The 16090-nt window shown below is 70.2% G+C and carries 15 protein-coding genes and 1 pseudogene; 6 read left to right on the top strand and 10 right to left on the bottom strand.

What is annotated here, in order from left to right:
• A partial coding sequence (locus NX1_RS26605; RefSeq protein WP_157120082.1) for a TIR domain-containing protein occupies nt 1-1338 on the bottom strand: 1338 nt, incomplete at its 3' end.
• Between the two features lie 138 nt (nt 1339-1476).
• Here NX1_RS26605 and NX1_RS26600 point away from each other — a divergent pair.
• A complete protein-coding gene (locus NX1_RS26600; protein ID WP_068064752.1) occupies nt 1477-2760 on the top strand; it encodes an SLC13 family permease in 1284 nt (427 codons plus the stop codon).
• On the opposite strand, the gene NX1_RS26595 is transcribed toward NX1_RS26600, so the two are convergent.
• The 3 genes from NX1_RS26595 to NX1_RS26585 are packed head-to-tail and all read right to left on the bottom strand — an operon-like array spanning nt 2750 to nt 5201.
• Nucleotides 2750-3646, bottom strand: coding sequence for an inositol monophosphatase family protein (locus NX1_RS26595; protein WP_068064749.1), 897 nt, complete (start codon nt 3644-3646; stop codon nt 2750-2752). The two genes, NX1_RS26600 and NX1_RS26595, sit on opposite strands and share 11 nt — an antisense overlap.
• Nucleotides 3625-4311: a hypothetical protein gene (locus NX1_RS26590; RefSeq protein WP_068064746.1), complete on the bottom strand. Its 687-nt coding sequence runs from the start codon at nt 4309-4311 to the stop codon at nt 3625-3627. The genes NX1_RS26595 and NX1_RS26590 overlap by 22 nt, the downstream gene beginning before the upstream one ends.
• On the bottom strand, nt 4311-5201 hold the full coding sequence (locus tag NX1_RS26585; protein ID WP_068064743.1) for a hypothetical protein: 891 nt from the start codon (nt 5199-5201) through the stop codon (nt 4311-4313). The genes NX1_RS26590 and NX1_RS26585 overlap by 1 nt, the downstream gene beginning before the upstream one ends.
• Before the next feature lie 203 nt (nt 5202-5404).
• Between NX1_RS26585 and NX1_RS26580 the strand changes: the two genes are divergently transcribed.
• Nucleotides 5405-6463 (top strand): hypothetical protein, encoded by a 1059-nt coding sequence (locus NX1_RS26580; RefSeq protein WP_068064740.1) that lies wholly within the window; start codon nt 5405-5407, stop codon nt 6461-6463.
• A 497-nt stretch (nt 6464-6960) separates the two neighbouring features.
• Here the strand turns inward: NX1_RS26580 and NX1_RS26575 are convergent, their stop codons facing one another.
• The 4 genes from NX1_RS26575 to NX1_RS26560 all read right to left on the bottom strand — a co-directional run bounded on the left by NX1_RS26575 (nt 6961) and on the right by NX1_RS26560 (nt 9554).
• Nucleotides 6961-7224, bottom strand: a complete 264-nt coding sequence (locus NX1_RS26575; protein WP_068064737.1) for a YciI family protein — start codon at nt 7222-7224, stop codon at nt 6961-6963.
• Nucleotides 7221-7730, bottom strand: coding sequence for a transcription antitermination factor NusB (gene nusB, locus NX1_RS26570; protein ID WP_068064798.1), 510 nt, complete (start codon nt 7728-7730; stop codon nt 7221-7223). Before nusB ends, NX1_RS26575 begins: the two co-directional genes overlap by 4 nt.
• A 98-nt stretch (nt 7731-7828) precedes the next feature.
• A complete protein-coding gene (efp, locus tag NX1_RS26565; protein WP_068064734.1) occupies nt 7829-8392 on the bottom strand; it encodes an elongation factor P in 564 nt (187 codons plus the stop codon).
• 34 nt (nt 8393-8426) lie between these two features.
• The gene (locus NX1_RS26560; protein WP_068064731.1) at nt 8427-9554 is read right to left on the bottom strand and encodes a M24 family metallopeptidase; all 1128 of its coding nucleotides are present in this window, start codon (nt 9552-9554) and stop codon (nt 8427-8429) included.
• A gap of 288 nt (nt 9555-9842) precedes the next feature.
• On the opposite strand from NX1_RS26560, the gene NX1_RS26555 reads away from it, so the two are divergent.
• From NX1_RS26555 to aroB, 4 genes and pseudogenes are all read left to right on the top strand, one after another.
• A complete protein-coding gene (locus tag NX1_RS26555; RefSeq protein ID WP_068064796.1) occupies nt 9843-10295 on the top strand; it encodes a prepilin peptidase in 453 nt (150 codons plus the stop codon).
• 767 nt (nt 10296-11062) lie between these two features.
• On the top strand, nt 11063-12271 hold the full coding sequence (gene aroC, locus NX1_RS26550; protein ID WP_068064793.1) for a chorismate synthase: 1209 nt from the start codon (nt 11063-11065) through the stop codon (nt 12269-12271).
• A pseudogene (locus tag NX1_RS38165) lies at nt 12268-12786 on the top strand (shikimate kinase); the annotation flags it as partial. The gene aroC and the pseudogene NX1_RS38165, both read left to right, overlap by 4 nt.
• Before the next feature lie 752 nt (nt 12787-13538).
• A complete protein-coding gene (gene aroB / locus NX1_RS26540; protein WP_068064728.1) occupies nt 13539-14660 on the top strand; it encodes a 3-dehydroquinate synthase in 1122 nt (373 codons plus the stop codon).
• 70 nt (nt 14661-14730) lie between these two features.
• On the opposite strand, the gene NX1_RS26535 is transcribed toward aroB, so the two are convergent.
• Both NX1_RS26535 and NX1_RS26530 read right to left on the bottom strand, forming a co-directional pair.
• Entirely contained in the window at nt 14731-15204 is a 474-nt protein-coding gene (locus tag NX1_RS26535; protein WP_068064725.1) for a B-4DMT family transporter, read from the bottom strand.
• 66 nt (nt 15205-15270) lie between these two features.
• Nucleotides 15271-16080 (bottom strand): shikimate dehydrogenase, encoded by an 810-nt coding sequence (locus NX1_RS26530; protein ID WP_068064790.1) that lies wholly within the window; start codon nt 16078-16080, stop codon nt 15271-15273.
• Between the last annotated feature and the right edge of the window lie 10 nt (nt 16081-16090).

Raw genomic sequence — 16090 nt, 5'->3', positions numbered from 1 at the left:
GAGCCGATCCAGGTGCCGTCCGCCGGGGCCTGGGCCGTGCAGCAGCAGATGCAACCGGCCGCCGAGCAGCCGGGACAGCGTGTCGGCGTCGCGCAGCAGCGCCGGATCGTGCGGTGCCGCCGCGGAGCCCGGCACCGGATCGTGCCGCAGCACGCCGACGCGCAGCCAGCCCAGTTCCTCGAAGGCGCGCAGTCGTTCGGCGAACCAGGCGGCCTGCGGTTCGCCGATGCTGCCGTAGTCGTCCTCGGCGCGGTGGGTCGCGGCCATGGTCGAGTTCAGACCGGCGACCACCACCCGCAGTTCGGGAACAGGGAACAGCGTCCACGGCTGCCCGACGTCGAACACCAAGTGATCGAGCCCCTGGTACAACTCGCCGAACAGGCGCGCGAACTGCTCGAGCTTGGGAAAGTACGGAGGCTGCGGGGTGCGCTCGCGCGCCTCGCAATGCAGGAAGTAGGCGTGACAGGCCACCTTCGACACGTCGTGGTTGCCAGGCACCACGATCAGCCGGTCGGGCTCGAGGCCGAGCAGCACCCGCAGCCCCGTGAGAAACGACAGCGCCTCGTCCACCTCGCGCGGCCGCCCGGATTCGGTCAGATCTCCGCTCACCACGATCAGGTCGGGTCGCGGCGCGCCGCGGTCGACGAGGTGCGTCACGTTCGCCCAGATCCTGGACTGGAGCTCGCGCGCGGTGGCCGGTTCGTCGCGCCCGAACAGGCCGCGGCCGAAGCGCGGGCCCGCCACGTGCAGCACACTCACGCCCTCGCGGCGTTCCTCCCGCGCACCACCGGGAAAGGGCGGGGCCGCAACGGGAGTCCGGCGGCCGAGCGCGGATTCGACCGTGCCGTGGTGCTCCTCGTCGGCGAGCGCGGGCAGTGCCGCGTGACCGTCGTGCGGGAAACCGGGCTCGATCCGCGGCTTGGCCCGGCCCGCGAGCATTTCCGCGACCCGTTCCAGCAGCGTCCGGCGCGCCTCCTCGGCCGTCGTGACGTTCAGCAGGTCCAGGTAGGTGAGGGTGGCGAGCAGGCCCTCCAGCGCGCAGTCGGCGATCCGCACCGGCAGCAGCTTGCCGGGGTCGGTGCGGAAGGCGGCCTGCCACTCCATGGTTCCGTAACGCGAATTCAGGTAGTTGTCCGAGAGCACGGCGATGACCACCGTCGACTCGCGCACTCCTCGATCCATGAAGTCGATGAAGTTCGTCCCCGGGACGAAATCCCAGGCCTGGATGAGGGTTCGATACCCGGCGGTCTCCAGCTGCCAGGCCAGCCAGGTCGCCCACCGACCGTCCGCAGGGGAGTAGCTGATGAAGAAGTCGCGTGCCCGCCCCTGCTCTGCCACGTCTCCAGTATGCCCCGTCGCTACCGGCACCGGGTGCCGAAAACGACTGGCACGGTGGGCATCACATCGTGAGCGCTAGCGCTTGGGCCGATCGGAGCACGGCGCGGATACGGGTGCCGCGGCGCGCCGGATGCCATCATGAGTTACGTGCCCGATCACGTCGACTCCGCGCCGCGCCCTACGTCGTCGACCGATGCGGCGGCGCCGGACCGCCCGCGCAAGGGGCTCGGCCTCCGAAACATCAGCGTGCTGGATTGGGTGCGGCTCGGCCTGTTGGCCGCCGGGCTGCTGTGCGTGCTCACCGGTCTGCTGCCTCGGGACGAGGCTGCCGAGAACATGCGGCGCATCGGTCCGCTGCTGCTGTTCCTCGGCAGCGTCATCGTGCTGGCCGAATTGACGCGACAGGCGAAGGTTTTCGACGTCATCGCGCACCGTCTGGCGATCCTCGGGCGCGGGAACTACCTGGCGCTGTTCGCATTGTGCGTGCTGTTCGCCTCGGCGACGACCATTCTGCTCAATCTGGACACCACCGCGGTGCTGCTGACACCGGTGATGCTGGCGCTCGCCGCACCGGCCCGCATCCCCCCGCTCCCGCTGGCGATGACCACGCTGTGGCTGGCCAACACCGCGAGCCTGCTGCTTCCGGTCTCGAACCTGACCAATCTGCTCGCCGCCGACCGGGTGGCGCTGCACGCCACCGAATTCGCGGCCAGAATGTGGGCGCCGCAGCTCGTTTCGATCGCGGCCACGATGCTGTGCCTGTGGATCTGGTTCTGGCGACGCGGCCGGCGGGGCAGCGACCGCTACATGCCACCGGAGCCGGTCCGCCCGCGCGACGCGAAGGAACGCGCGCTTCTCTACGCGACGGCCGGCGCGTGCCTGTTGTTCATCGTCGCCATCCCGATCCTCGGCGAGAGCATCGGCATCGCGGCGGTGGTGGCCGCGGCGATCGCGGTCACCGCCTTCGCGCTGCTCGACCGTTCGGCGCTGCGCTTCTCGCTGATTCCTTGGCAGCTCCTGGTTTTCGTGGTCGGGCTGTTCCTGGTGGTGCCGACGCTGAGCCGCCTCGGCCTCTCCGACGTGATGCACGCGCTGATCGGCGACGACGCGGGCGCGGCGGGCGCCTTCCGCGCCGCGGCGGCGGGGGCGGCGCTGTCCAACGTCGCCAACAACCTGCCCGCCTACACCGCGGGCGAGGCGGTGGTTCCGCCCGGGAACGGTGATCAGCTGCTCGCCCTGTTGATCGGCACCAACGTCGGCCCGGTCGTCGCCCCGTGGGCGTCGCTGGCCACGCTGCTCTGCCTCGAGTTCTGCCGTACGCACGGCGTGCGCGTGCCGATGACTCGCTTCGTCCTGACCGGTCTCGGTCTCGCGCTGCTGGCCAACACGGGCGCGGTCGCCGCGCTGCTGATCACCGGCTGATCGGAATGGCGGGTCCGCCGAGACCGCTCACGGTGACATCGGCCGCCGACTTCACCAGCAGAGTCAGGTCGGAAAGCAGGTCAGGCCGCGCGGCGAGGAAGCTGACTTCCTGCCCGACCGGATCGATCCGGTCGTCGAGCGGGGCGCCGTCGAAACCGGTGAGGGTGATACCGGATTCCCGCGCGATGAGACTGCCCGCGGGCAGGTCGACCACGCCGGCGCGATAACCGACGAATCCGTCGATATCACCGCGGCTCAGCATGATCCAGCACAGCAGCGGCGACCACAGCTGGATGAGCCGCCGTGCGCCGGACTCCAGGGTGAGGCGCAGCGCGCGGGCCGTCGGGTCCGTGCGGGCGACCGGATAGCCCTGAAGCCAGGCCAAGGTCGGCCCGGCGAGCGGCGGGGATGTCCGGCGCCGACGCAGCGGACCGTTCGGCCCCCTCGCGCCGTGTCCGCGTATGGCCGACCAGGTGCGCCCCGTGGTCGGCTCGTGCACCACGCCGAAGACCGGAACGCCGAAGTGGCACAACGCGATTCCGATGGAATACACCGGCAGGCCGACGGCGATGTTGTTGGTGCCGTCGAGCGGGTCGACCACCCAGCACCAGGCCTCGTCGGCGCCGTCGAGCAGACCGGACTCCTCGGCCAGGATGCGGTGGTCGGGGAACGCGCGGCGCAGTCTGCCCACGATGATGGCCTCGGAGCGCAGGTCGAGCGAGGTGACCAGATCGCCGGAGCCGCCCTTGGGACGCACCTCCAGCGCGCCGCTCAGTCCCGCGCGGATCCCGAGCCCCGCCTCGGCGGCCGCGGCGATCGCGATCTCGGCGGCGAGGGCTACGACGGCGTCGTGCGGCGCGGCGTTCACGGTGTTGCCGGATCGCATCGCTCCTCCAGGTCTTCGGGCAGGGACTGGTCGGTCAATCGGTCCAGGACGGCACGTGCCAGCGCACCCGTCTCCGCCTCCGTGCACGTGACGCGGTGCACCCAATGATCCTCGCCGCCCAGCGCGCCGAGCGACAGATCCGGTTCGCCTGGCCGGTACTCGCCGAGTACAAGGGTGGCCGCGGCGCCGGGCACATCGGACACGTGGAACACGCCGTGGCGCAGCGTGTACACGTCGCCCTCCCGGAAGAATTCCCTGGACCGCACGCGGTAACCGGCCAGCCGCGGCGTCGCGCGCACCAGATCGCCCCCGGCGCCGCTGTGCACCTCGAAGATCCGGTGGGTCGGCCGCGCGTCGGCGGTCGCCTCGACGATCTCGTTGATCACCGTGCCGTACAGCACGCTGCTCACCAGGTCCCAGCTGTGCGCGTGCATCGTCGACGTCGTCGGATGTGGCCGCGCGTCCGGGCTCCAGACGTGCAGACACACCCCGAGTGTGTCACCGCGCCAGACGGGAAAACACGCGAATCCCAAAGGATGTCGCACCGCGGCCACCGCCGTGCGGCCCTCGAGCAGATCCGCGAGATAGTCGCGCGCCCAGCCGCGTACCGCGGTCCCCGCGCGATCGGCGGCGATCAGGGAGCGGACTTCGGCGTAGGCGTTCATCAGTACGGGTTCCTCGGCTGCAGCGCTCGGCGCACGACATCGGCCACGTCGCGGTCGGTGTAGGAGGTGGGCAGGGGAAGGTCGAGCGTGTCGAACAGGGCCCGCGTCTGATCGACGGAGGGCTCGTCGGCCAGCGCCAATTCCTCGCTGCGGCTCAGCGGGACCTGGCGGGTCTGCTTGAAACTGGCCACCAACTCGCGGTTGAAATCGCGGTAGTAGGGCTTGTCGCGCTCGAACATCAGCGCGGGGGTGTTCGGGTTGTCCTGGGTGACGATGACGCAGCTCGAGGAAAGGTCCCAGCGGAAGGTGGTCATCACCGAGGAGAGCCCGACATCGATGGTCAGGAAGGTGAACCGCTGCCGGTACCAGCAGGCGGCCAGCACCGTCGCGAACGCCTCCTTGCGGGTGCGGTCGGTGGTCCACTGCTCACCGGTGCGGTCGGCCTCCGGCGTGAGCGAGGAGCGGAACTGCGCGTAGGTCTTGCACAGCGGCTCGTTGGTCGGGTCGAGGATCTCCAATTGCATACGCAGCGGCCGTTGTTCGCGCCGGGCGTTCTCCACACAGGCGCGCAGAGTGACGGCCCGGATGTAGGTTCCGGTGCCGCCCTTGAAGATCCACTGCTCGGTGTCGCGACGGGCCAAGGTGTGCGCGTGCCCGATCTCGGGGCCGTAGAGCAACCGCACCGATGTCGCGTCGCGCACCGCCTGCGCCGAAAGATGCCGGTCGCGCAGCAATGTGGTCGCCAGCAGACCGAGTACCAACAGCACGACGGCGTTCACCTGGTCGATGTCGATCAAATCGAGCACCGCGAGAACTCCGACAACCAAGGCGAGCACCAATGCGACCACGCCGTCGATGTTGGTCCGCAGCCAGCTCAGCAGCCGTGCCATGCACCGCCCTCCCCTGTGTTTCCACCAGGATAGGCGCACCCGGCCGGGTCCAGCGCGGTTACCGGAGAAGTCCTGTGCGCCAACGGCGCAGCGTGGGCACCGGATCGCGCGAACGATAAGCCCGCCGGGCGCATGGCCAGTACCGTAATGCGCGTCCGAGGCGACGACGCCGGTCGTCGGGTGGCGCGAAAGGGGACGCCGACATGGGTTTCGGGGCGCAGATCAAGGCCAATCTCATATGGGCCAAGAACAATGCCGAGAGCGTGGTCGCCATCGTCCTAGCGGTCACGATGAGTGTGCTGGGAATTGTCGACATCATTCCGGCCGACCTTGTCGGCAAGGTGATTCCGTTGACACTCGGCGTTGTCGCCTTCGCGATGCTGCGCGACCGCTGGCGCCAGGAGTCGGTGAACGAGAAGATCGAACAGACCGTTGCCGGTGTCGCCGACACGTTGCACCAACTGCACGAACGTCTGGACCGCACAGCCACCATCGACGAACTGCTGACCAGCACGCAACGCACGCTGGACGGTCTGGCCGCGGTCCGATTCGCGCTCGGCAACGAAGTATCGGACGTGCTGGCGCAGGCCAGGACGGGCACCGACCGCTGGATCTTCAAGGGCGGCACCGGCGCGCACACGCGGGTGGTCACTCTGCCCGACTGCGTGCGGCAAGCGCTCCACGACCGTCGAGAACTGCTCGTGCGCATGGAGATACTCGACCCGACGAACGTGGAGTTGTGCGACAGGTACGCCGCGCTCTACCGTTCCCTGGCCGAGGGCGCCGAGGACGACGCACGCACATGGACAGGCAAGGGCACCCAGATCGAACTGTACGCCACCATCCTCTCGGCATGTTGGCACAAGCAGCGCCTGCCCCATCTGCTCGACATCGAGATCGGACTCACCTCGAGCGTTTCGATGTTCCGATGGGATCTGTCGTCGCGCTATCTCATTGTGACGCAGCGCGGTCCGCGGTTTCCGGCGATGATCATCGAGCGCGGCAGGCCGTACTACGACTCGTGGAGCATCGAGCTGCGGACCAGCTTCGCCGAGTCCCGGCGGGTGCCGATCGACCGGGCGCTGACGGTCCAGCTGGCGGAACAACCCGGCGTCGCCGAGGTCCGCGAGCTGTTCGACGCGCTCGAGCTGAGTCTGCCCGCCGACTACGACGATGCCGATGTCGACGACATCGTGGCGAAAGCACTGCGGGACAGCGCCCGTCCGCTGCGCGGCGCCGGTGACCAGCTCGGCGTCGGCTGATTCGATCGGCCGAAACGCCTCGGACAGTTTCACCGGGATCGATCAGTGGCTCTTGGAAGAAAGGTCGGCAAGGTTGCTTGCACCACTCCCGTTGCGTTCCAAGTGAATACGGTCCGCAACACGGTCGATTGCGGCGTCTGCGCACCGCAGCGACAATTGCACCGAGAGATCGACGAGATCATTTGCCAGAGCCCGGATAAGAGTATCTGCCTGCACCGAGTGGGCACCTGAGCCCGGGAACGCCACGGCCGCATATTCATTCGTGCGGGCTGTGGCCGAGTCCGGTACCCGACGGATGCGCCGGTCCGACCATGGCCCGCGCCACACAGTATTGACCTCGAGCGCACTCGAGGTAGCAGGATCACTGACGTGCCCGGCGCCGGGTCTCCGGGTCGACACCGGCGGCGGGCACAACCCCGAACCGGGACTTCGCAGACGTCCCGGTGGGCTCCCGCCGGGCCGAGTACACCCACCGGCGGGAGCCTGATCGGGCGCGATCAGGCGGAGACGGTGATCTCCCACTCGTACACAGTGAGTTCCGAAGCGCCGGTGGTGTGCACCGGGTCGGCGAAGGCGATCTCGCGGGCCGCCGCGAGGCTCTCGGCGCGGATCACGTAGGCCCCGCCGGTGCCGTCGGTGAAGCGGCCACTCTCCACCAGCTGCCCGCGTTCCACCAAACCGTTCAGGAACTTTTTGTGCGGTTCGATGACCGCGGGGTCGAAGCGCGGCGTGCGCATGACCATCACCAGGTACTTGTTCACGCCTCGGGTTCCTGGCGCGGGGCACGTGTCGCGGCCGCGGCGGCGCGCACCTGCGGGGCGACCAGCACGACCTGACCGAGCACGCCGTTGACGAACGACGGCGAGTCGTCGGTCGACAGCTCCTTGGCCAGCTCCACCGCCTCGTCGACGGCCACCACCGGCGGAACGTCGTTGGCGTGGAACAACTCCCACACGGCGATGCGCAGGATCGCGCGATCCACCGCGGGCAGACGGGACAGCGTCCAGTCCTGCAGGTAGGACTCGATGGTGCCGTCGACGCGGTCCAGGTCGTCGGCGACGCCCTCGACCAGGGTCCTGGTGTAGGCGTGCACCGGGGCCACGCTCGGGTCCTTGGTGGCCAGGTCGACGCGTTCGTCGAGCAGTTCGGCGGCGTCGACGTCGCGCGCCTCCGCCTCGAACAGCAGGTCGACGGCGCGACGCCGGGCCTTGTGCCGGGCGCCCAGCTTCTTGAACGTGGACTTCTTGTCTGCGGGCTGTTCCACCACGGTCACATCATCCCCGTCGTTCTGTATCAGGGCGACAGGAGCGCTTGCCACGGTGGCCCAGCCACCTGGCTCGCGCTCCCGCCGCGAGCGACCGGTGATCAGGCGTTGACGCGGCCGAGGTAGCTGCCGTCGCGCGAGTCGATGCGCAGCTTGTCGCCGGTGTTGATGAACAGCGGCACCTGCACCTCGGCGCCGGTCTCCAGGGTGGCGGGCTTGGTGCCGCCGGTGGAGCGGTCGCCCTGCAGGCCGATGTCGGTGTGCTGCACCACGAGCTCGATCGAGACCGGGAGCTCGACGAACAGCGGCTCGCCCTCGTGCACGGCCACCTGAACGGCCATGTTCTCCAGCAGGAAGCGGGCGCCGCCGCCGATGGTGGCCTCGGCGATCGAGATCTGGTCGAAGGTCTCGCCGTCCATGAAGATGTAGTCGGAGCCGTCGTGGTACAGGTAGGTCATGTCGCGACGGTCGACGGTCGCGGTCTCCACCTTGACGCCCGCGTTGAAGGTCTTGTCGACGACCTTGCCGGACACGACGTTCTTCAGCTTGGTCCGCACGAATGCGGGGCCCTTACCCGGCTTGACGTGCTGGAACTCGACGATCTGCTGGAGCTGACCGTCGATCTTCAGCACGAGGCCGTTCTTGAAGTCGCTGGTGTCCGCCACTGTCTTCGGATCTCCTGTTCTCAGGTAACCGGCGTCATTCGACGACGGTCAGGTCTTTGCTGGTGTGGGTGAGCAGCTCAGGGCCCCCTTCGCGCACCACGAGCGTGTCCTCGATTCGGACGCCGCCGCGGCCGGGAAAGTACACACCTGGTTCGACGGTCACCGCCACGCCGGATAGAAGTGTACCGGTTCCGTTTTTCATGATTCCCGGCGCTTCGTGGATGCGCAGGCCGACGCCGTGCCCGAGACCGTGCACGAACAGCTTGCCGTGGCCCGCCGCCTCGATCACCGAGCGCGCCGCCGCGTCCACCTCGCCCGCCTGCGCCCCCGGCCGCAGCGCCTTGCGGCCGGCCCGCTGGGACTCCACCACCAGGGAGTACACCTCGCGCTGCCAATCGGACGGGCGGCCGAGCACGAAGGTGCGGGTCATATCGGAGTGGTAGCCGCGGACCACCGCGCCGAAATCGATCTTCACGAAATCGCCCGCGGCGAGCACGGCGTCGGTCGGGCGGTGATGCGGAATAGCGGAATTGGCGCCCGCGGCGACGATGGTCTCGAATGCGACGGCCTCGGCGCCGTGCTCGTACATCGCCCATTCCAGGTCGCGGGCGACCTGGCGCTCCGTGCGTCCTGGGCGCAGTCCGCCGCGCTCGAGCAGCGTGGCAAGCCCGGCGTCGCCCGCGGCGCACGCCTTGCGCAGCTGCTCGATCTCGTACGCGTCCTTCACCATGCGCAACTGCTCGACCAGGCCGGGGGTGGGCACCAGTTCCAGTCCGGTCTTCTGCTCGACGAAACCGCGGTGCTGGTCGACGGTCACCACGTGGCTCTCGATGCCGAGCCGGCCGAGCTGCCACTCCCCCGCCAGCTCCACGATCCGCCGCGCGGTGGCGCGGGCGATCTCGGCGCGCAGATCGGGCGCCTGCTCGACGACCTGGCTGCGATAGCGGCCGTCGGTGCCGATCACGGTGCGTTCCTCGGCGTTGCGCATGTCCCACGAGTGCACGAGCAGCGTGGCGTTGGAGCCGGTGAACCCGGTCAGATACCTGATGTTCACCAGGTCGGTGACCAGCAGCGCGTCGACCTCGTTCTCCACAAGCAGACTGCGCAGCGCACCGCGGCGCGCCGCGTAGTCGGGCCCGCGGCCCGCGTGATCAGCTGACATGGGTCAAAGTTACCGCCGACACGTGGTGGTGCGGCAGTCCAACACCCGAACCGTCACCTCGGCGGGCCCGGACGGAGGGCCGCTACGCGGCGCGAGCGCGAATTCGTGGGATCAGCCGTCGTATCGCCGACAGCAGGTGAAACCCCGGATTCTCCGGCGACTGTCGAACTGCGGGCACCCTCGGCTTCCGGGCGATTCCGATCCGATCGATGTTCACATGCGCTGCGGTTATGCACATTTCGCATCGGCCGCTACGAAACAGTCCACGCATCAACAAGGGTGGATCGCATGCCATACATAGCGTTCGCGGTGCTCACGGGATGGTGTGCGGTGCTGAGCCTTTTCGATCTTCGGCAACGCAGACTCCCCAACGCGCTGACCGGATGGGGTGCGTTCGCCGTCTTCGGATACGCCCTGTTCACAACACAATTCACAGCCGCGGCGGCGGGGGCCGCGCTCCTCGCCGCGCCCTATCTCGCGGTGCATCTCGTCGCACCCGCCTGCCTCGGCGCGGGCGATGCGAAGCTGGCGGTGGGGCTCGGCGCGGCCGCCGGTTTGGGCGGAGCGCAGGCATGGGCGTGGGCGGCGCTCGCGGGGCCGGTGTTCACGGCGGGCATCGCCTCGGTGATGGTGGTTCGCCGGCGGATCGCCCCGGGGATGGGGGTGCGGCGCGAGACCGTGGCGCACGGCCCGTCCATGTGCCTGGCGACGCTGATCGCCTTGGCGGTGCCCAGCGGATGACGCATGGTCGGCGACGGTGCGGTTCTCGTGGAATTACCGGGCCTTATCGCTGGTGCGGCGATCCGCTCGTCCACCGTGCCCTGCGGCACGTTCGCCAAGGTCGGGAGTATCGCCCAGGTGGGGCGCAGGGTCATTCGGAGGGGACCGGGCTCCGGACCTCTCTGGCGCTTGGGTTCTCCGGCTCCTGCCGGGCGCGGTTCCTTCCGGGCCGCAGCTCCTTTCGCCAGGCCGTGGCTCCTCCCGCGCCGCTGCTCCCGCCGGGCCACGGCTCCTCCTGCCACGCCATGGGTCCTTCAGGACTGCTCCTCTGCCAGGCCACGGCTCCTCCCAGGCCGCTGCTCCCACCGGGCCACGGCCCCTCTCGCCGGGCCGCGGCTCCTCCCGCGCCGCTGCTCCTCCTGCCAGGCCACGGCTGCTTCCAGGCCGCTGCTCCCGCCAGGCCACGGCTCCTCCTGCCACGGCCATGGCTCCTTCCGGGCTGCTCCTCCTGCCAGGCCACGGCTCCTCCCAGGCCGCTGCTTCCGCCAGGCCGCGGCTCTTCCATCCACGCCATGGGTCCTTCCGGGCCGCTGCTCCTCCCGGACCGCTGCTCACGTCGCGGCGGCTTCCGGCGGTGACGGCGCGCAGCACCGAGCGGGGGTGCGTCTCGCGGCCGGGCGGCGATACTCACGGAGAGGACTCTGGCGTGGGTTCGCGCCGATGACGTGCCTGTGATCACGGCGGACCGGATGCGGGTCCGACCGTGCCGACATGGAAGGATGGAGAGCGTGCTGCGCTGGATAACTGCCGGAGAATCCCATGGTCCCGCCCTTGTCGCCATCCTCGACGGGATGGTCGCGGGTGTCGAAGTGACGTCCGAGGACATCTCCGCTCAGCTGGCGCGCCGCAGGCTCGGGTACGGGCGCGGCGCCCGGATGAAGTTCGAGGCCGACAAGGTCACGATGATCGGCGGCGTGCGACACGGGCGCACCATGGGCGGTCCGGTCGCCATCGAGGTGGCCAACTCCGAGTGGCCCAAGTGGACGACCGTCATGTCCGCCGACCCCGTCGATCCCGCCGAGCTGGAGGATCTTGCTCGCAACGCTCCGCTGACCCGGCCCCGCCCCGGTCACGCCGACTACTCGGGCATGCTCAAGTACGGCTTCGACGACGCGCGCAACGTGCTCGAGCGCGCGAGCGCGCGGGAGACGGCCGCCCGCGTCGCGGCGGGGACCGTGGCGCGCAACTTCCTGCGCCAGGCCTTCGGCGTCGAGGTGGTCTCGCACGTGGTCTCGATCGGCGGCGCCGCCAACACCACCGGCGTGACGCCGACCGCCGCGGATCTGGACGCCGTCGACGCCAGCCCGGTGCGCGCGTTCGACGCCGACGCCGAGGCGGCGATGATCGCCGAGATCGAGGCGGCCAAGAAGGACGGCGACACCCTCGGCGGCGTCGTCGAGGTGATCGTGGAAGGTCTTCCCGTCGGGCTCGGCTCGTTCGTCAGCGGCGAGAACCGTCTCGATTCCCGGCTGGCGGCTGCGCTCATGGGTATCCAGGCCATCAAGGGCGTCGAGGTCGGCGACGGTTTCGAGACCGCGCGCAGGCGCGGCAGCCAGGCGCACGACGAGATGCGCCCCGGCCCGGACGGCGTGCTGCGCTCGACCAACCGCGCGGGCGGCCTGGAAGGCGGCATGACCAACGGCGAAGCGCTGCGGGTGCGCGCGGCGATGAAGCCGATCTCCACGGTTCCGCGCGCGCTGTCCACCGTCGACATGAGCACCGGCGAGGAGGCCGTGGCCATCCACCAGCGCTCGGACGTGTGCGCCGTGCCCGCCGCGGGCGTGGTGGCCGAGGCGATGGTGGCCCTGGTGGTCGCGCAGGCCGCGCTGGAGAAGTTCGGCGGCGACTCGCTGAACGAGACCGTCGAGAACATCACCAGCTACGTCAAGCGGATCGGCATCCGCCCGCACGTTCCGGCGGACAGTCGGCCGCAATGATCGTGCAGACCGATCCGCGCGCACCGCGCGTGGTGCTGGTCGGACCGCCGGGGGCGGGGAAATCGACGATCGGCCGCAAGCTCGCCAAGGAACTCGGCGTCGAGCTGTACGACACCGACGCGGGCATCGAGCGCGAAACCGGTCGCACCATCCCCGAGATCTTCGCCGCCGACGGGGAACCGGAATTCCGCCGTATCGAGGAGCGGGTGGTGCGTCGCGCCATTCTCGCCGAGCGCGGCGTGGTCTCGCTCGGCGGCGGCGCGGTGCTGTCCAAGGACACCAGGGCGCTGCTGCGCAATCGGACGGTGGTGTACCTGGAGATCAGCGTGGCCGAGGGGCTGCGGCGCACCGGCGCGAGCAACCAGCGCCCGCTGCTCAACGGCGACGACCCCGGCGCGAAGTACCGGGAGCTGATGCGCAAGCGCCGCCCACTGTACCGCGAGGTGGCCACGGTGCGGGTGCGCACCGACGGGCGCAGCCCCGGTCGCGTGGTGCGGATGATCCTGGACAAGCTGGGCATCGAGCCCGTCACGCCGAGCGCGGACCCCGAACCGGAAGCCCCCGCGGCGAATCCCGGCGCCGACCGCACTCCGGAAGGCCAGGGCAACAGCCGATCCCGAGCCCGTCGCCGCGCCAGGGCGCGTGCGGCCGCTCGCCGCGCATCGGCCAAGGAAAACGGCGCCTCGGAGAAGGAGAACGGCGAGAACGCGCAGGCGGCGGGCGCACGATCCGACGCCTCGACCACCGCAACCGCCGCCGAAGGCACGGCTTCCAGCGCACGCCGCCGCCCGCGCCGCAGGCGATCCTCGGCCCGCACGCCATCGGCCGAACCGAATCGCGCCGCGGCCACCGCACCTGTCTCGGAGACCAGGACCTGGCTCCCCCGGCTCGTCACCTCCAGCGCACGATCCGACGAGACCGGCGCGACACCCGCCTCGGGTCGAGCCCGCCGTCCCAGGGCGTGCCGACCCGCCGGTGCGCCGAACCCCGGCGGCGCGGCCAAGGCAGCTGTTCCGCTTGCGGGACAAGACGATTCGGCAAACCCGGCACCGAAGTACGCGGCGTCGGCGACGGACAAGCCTGCCACCGGCCGCGATCGGCCCGGGCGCCGAGCCGCGTCCCCCGCACCCACCGAGTCGAGCACGCACCCGGCGGCGGCAGAATCAGCAACGAAGACCACTTCCAGCGGCCGCGCCCGGCGCGCCCGCGCTCGCCGCGCCCGCGGGCGAGCACTCGAGCAACCGGCACGAACAGAATCGGAGCAGTAGTGACAGAGCCGAGTCGTATCCAGGTCCGCACCGCCGACCCGTACCCGGTGATCATCGGTCGCGGCTTGCTCGGCGAGCTCGTCGAGTCGGTCACGGGTGCGACCAAGGGCGTACGCACGGTCGCGATCTTCCATCAGCCGCCGCTGGCCGAGACCGCGGAGGCCGTGCGCAAGGCACTGGCCGAGACCGGCCTCGACGCGCACCGCGTCGAGATTCCGGACGCCGAGGCGGGCAAGGACCTAGCCGTCGCCGGGTTCTGCTGGGAGGTGCTCGGCCGCATCGGGTTGACCCGCAACGACGTGGTGGTGAGCCTGGGCGGCGGCGCGGCCACCGACCTGGCAGGCTTCGTCGCCGCCACCTGGATGCGCGGCGTGCAGGTGGTGCACGTGCCGACCACCCTGCTGGCCATGGTGGACGCGGCGGTCGGCGGCAAGACCGGCATCAACACCGAGGCGGGCAAGAATCTGGTCGGTTCCTTCCACGAGCCGTCGGCCGTACTGGTCGACCTGGTGACGCTGGAGACCGTGCCGCGCAACGAGATCGTCGCGGGCATGGCCGAGATCATCAAGGCCGGTTTCATCGCCGACCCGGTAATCCTCGACCTGGTGGAGCGTGATCCGGAGGCGGCGATCGATCCCACCGGCGACGTGCTGCCCGAACTCGTGCGCCGCGCCATCCAGGTGAAGGCCGACGTGGTCGCCGCCGACCTGAAGGAATCCAGCCTGCGCGAGATCCTCAACTACGGCCACACGCTGGGCCACGCGATCGAGCGCAGGGAGCGCTACCGCTGGCGTCACGGCGCCGCGGTCTCCGTCGGCCTGGTGTTCGCCGCCGAACTGGGCCGCTTGGCCGGGCGCCTCGACGACGAGACCGCCGACCGTCACCGCGCCATCCTGGCCAGCGTCGGCCTCCCGACCAGCTACGACGCCGACGCGCTTCCGCAGCTGCTGGACGCCATGCAGACCGACAAGAAGACCCGCTCCGGCGTGCTGCGTTTCGTCGTCCTCGACGGCCTGGCCAAGCCGGGTCGACTGGAGGGTCCGGATCCGACCCTGCTCGCCGCGGCCTACTCCGCTGTCGCCCGCGAGGAGAGCCCGAGCGGCGGCGCGATCCTGCTCTAGCGAGACAGAGAACGCGATAGCGAAGCAGCACCCCGCCGATCTCGGCGAGGCGCTGCTTCGCGTTTCGGGGTCAGGCGCCCGCCGGGGCGGGGTTCTTGGTGAGCGAAGACCTGCCGTTGCCGCCTCGCCGTCCCGCCAGCATCCGGCCGATGCCCACACCGATCAGTCCGGGGATGAAGATCAGCAGGACGATGAAGGACGCGCCCGCGGTGAGTTCGAACAGCAGGTCGTTGTCGCCGAGGTCGAAGCCAGGCAGGAAATCCAGCCCCCAGGAGACCGCGCCGCTGCCGAGCCCGCCCGCCACGGCCGCCTTCAGCCACAGGATGGTCAGGTCCGAGCCGCGTTCCGGATCTGGATGCGCCCGGCGGTCCCTTCGCCCGTCGAGCACGCCCCAGCCGACGATGACGATCAGCAGTGCGAGCAGGCACAGCATCCGCATCCACGAGCCCTGCGTCGGCCACTGCACCATCGCGAATCCGAGCACGGTGCGCAGCGCCACGACCAGCGCACCGAGCAGAACGGCCCGCACTACCCAAGCATTCATGGGGAACACCTTAACGCGCGGCCCTTCGGAGCAGAACTAGAACCGGTGTCAGAAACTTCCCTGCCGTCAGGCGTCCAGCGCGGCCGCCATGGCGGCGCGCGGCGCCGGACGCCCGGTGAACTGCTCGACCTGCCCGTACGCCTGGTTCAGCAGCATCTGCAGCCCGCTCACCACCGTGTGCCCAGCCCGTTCGACAGCCGCGGCGAGCGGGGTGGGCCAGGGGTTGTAGATCGCGTCCAGCACGACGGGCGCGACCGCCACCGCCTCGGCGACAAGCGCGCCCGCGTCGGCCGGGATCGTGCTGACCACGGCTCCTGCGCTCGCGCTCGCGTCGCGCACGGCGTCGTCGTCGAAACCGATCACACGCGCCGCCATCCCGAGCTCGTCGGCCAGTTCCAGCGCGCCGCGGGCCCGTCCGGCGTTCCTGGCGATCACGGTGACCGACCGGGCGCCGAGTTCGGAGAGCGCGAGCAGCGCGGGGCGGGCCGTGCCGCCCGCACCGAGGACGACCGCCTCCGCGATCTCGGTGACACCCCCGCCACGCAGCGCGCCGAGCACGCCGTCCACGTCGGTGCAATCCGCGCGCCAGCCCTCGGCCGTGCGCACCAGGGTGTTCGCTGAGCCCACGAGCACAGCCCGTTCGGTGCGTTCGTCGGCGTAGGCAAGCGCCGCCTCCTTGCCGGGCATGGTGACAGAGAGGCCGACCCACTCCGGTCCGAGCCCGTCCACCAGCCCGGGCAGCTCTTCGGCCGCGCATTCGACGCGCTCGTAGGTCCAGTCGAGGCCCAGCGCACGGTACGCGGCCATGTGCAGCTGGGGCGACCGCGAATGCGCGATCGGCTTGCCGAGGACCGCTGCCTTGCGCCGCGTCGTCACCGCGCCGGTC

It is taken from the genome of Nocardia xishanensis NBRC 101358, assembly GCF_001613365.1.
Lineage (GTDB): Bacteria > Actinomycetota > Actinomycetes > Mycobacteriales > Mycobacteriaceae > Nocardia > Nocardia xishanensis.
Note: the sequence above shows the minus strand (reverse complement) of the source record. Positions and strands in the feature narration are given on the sequence as shown.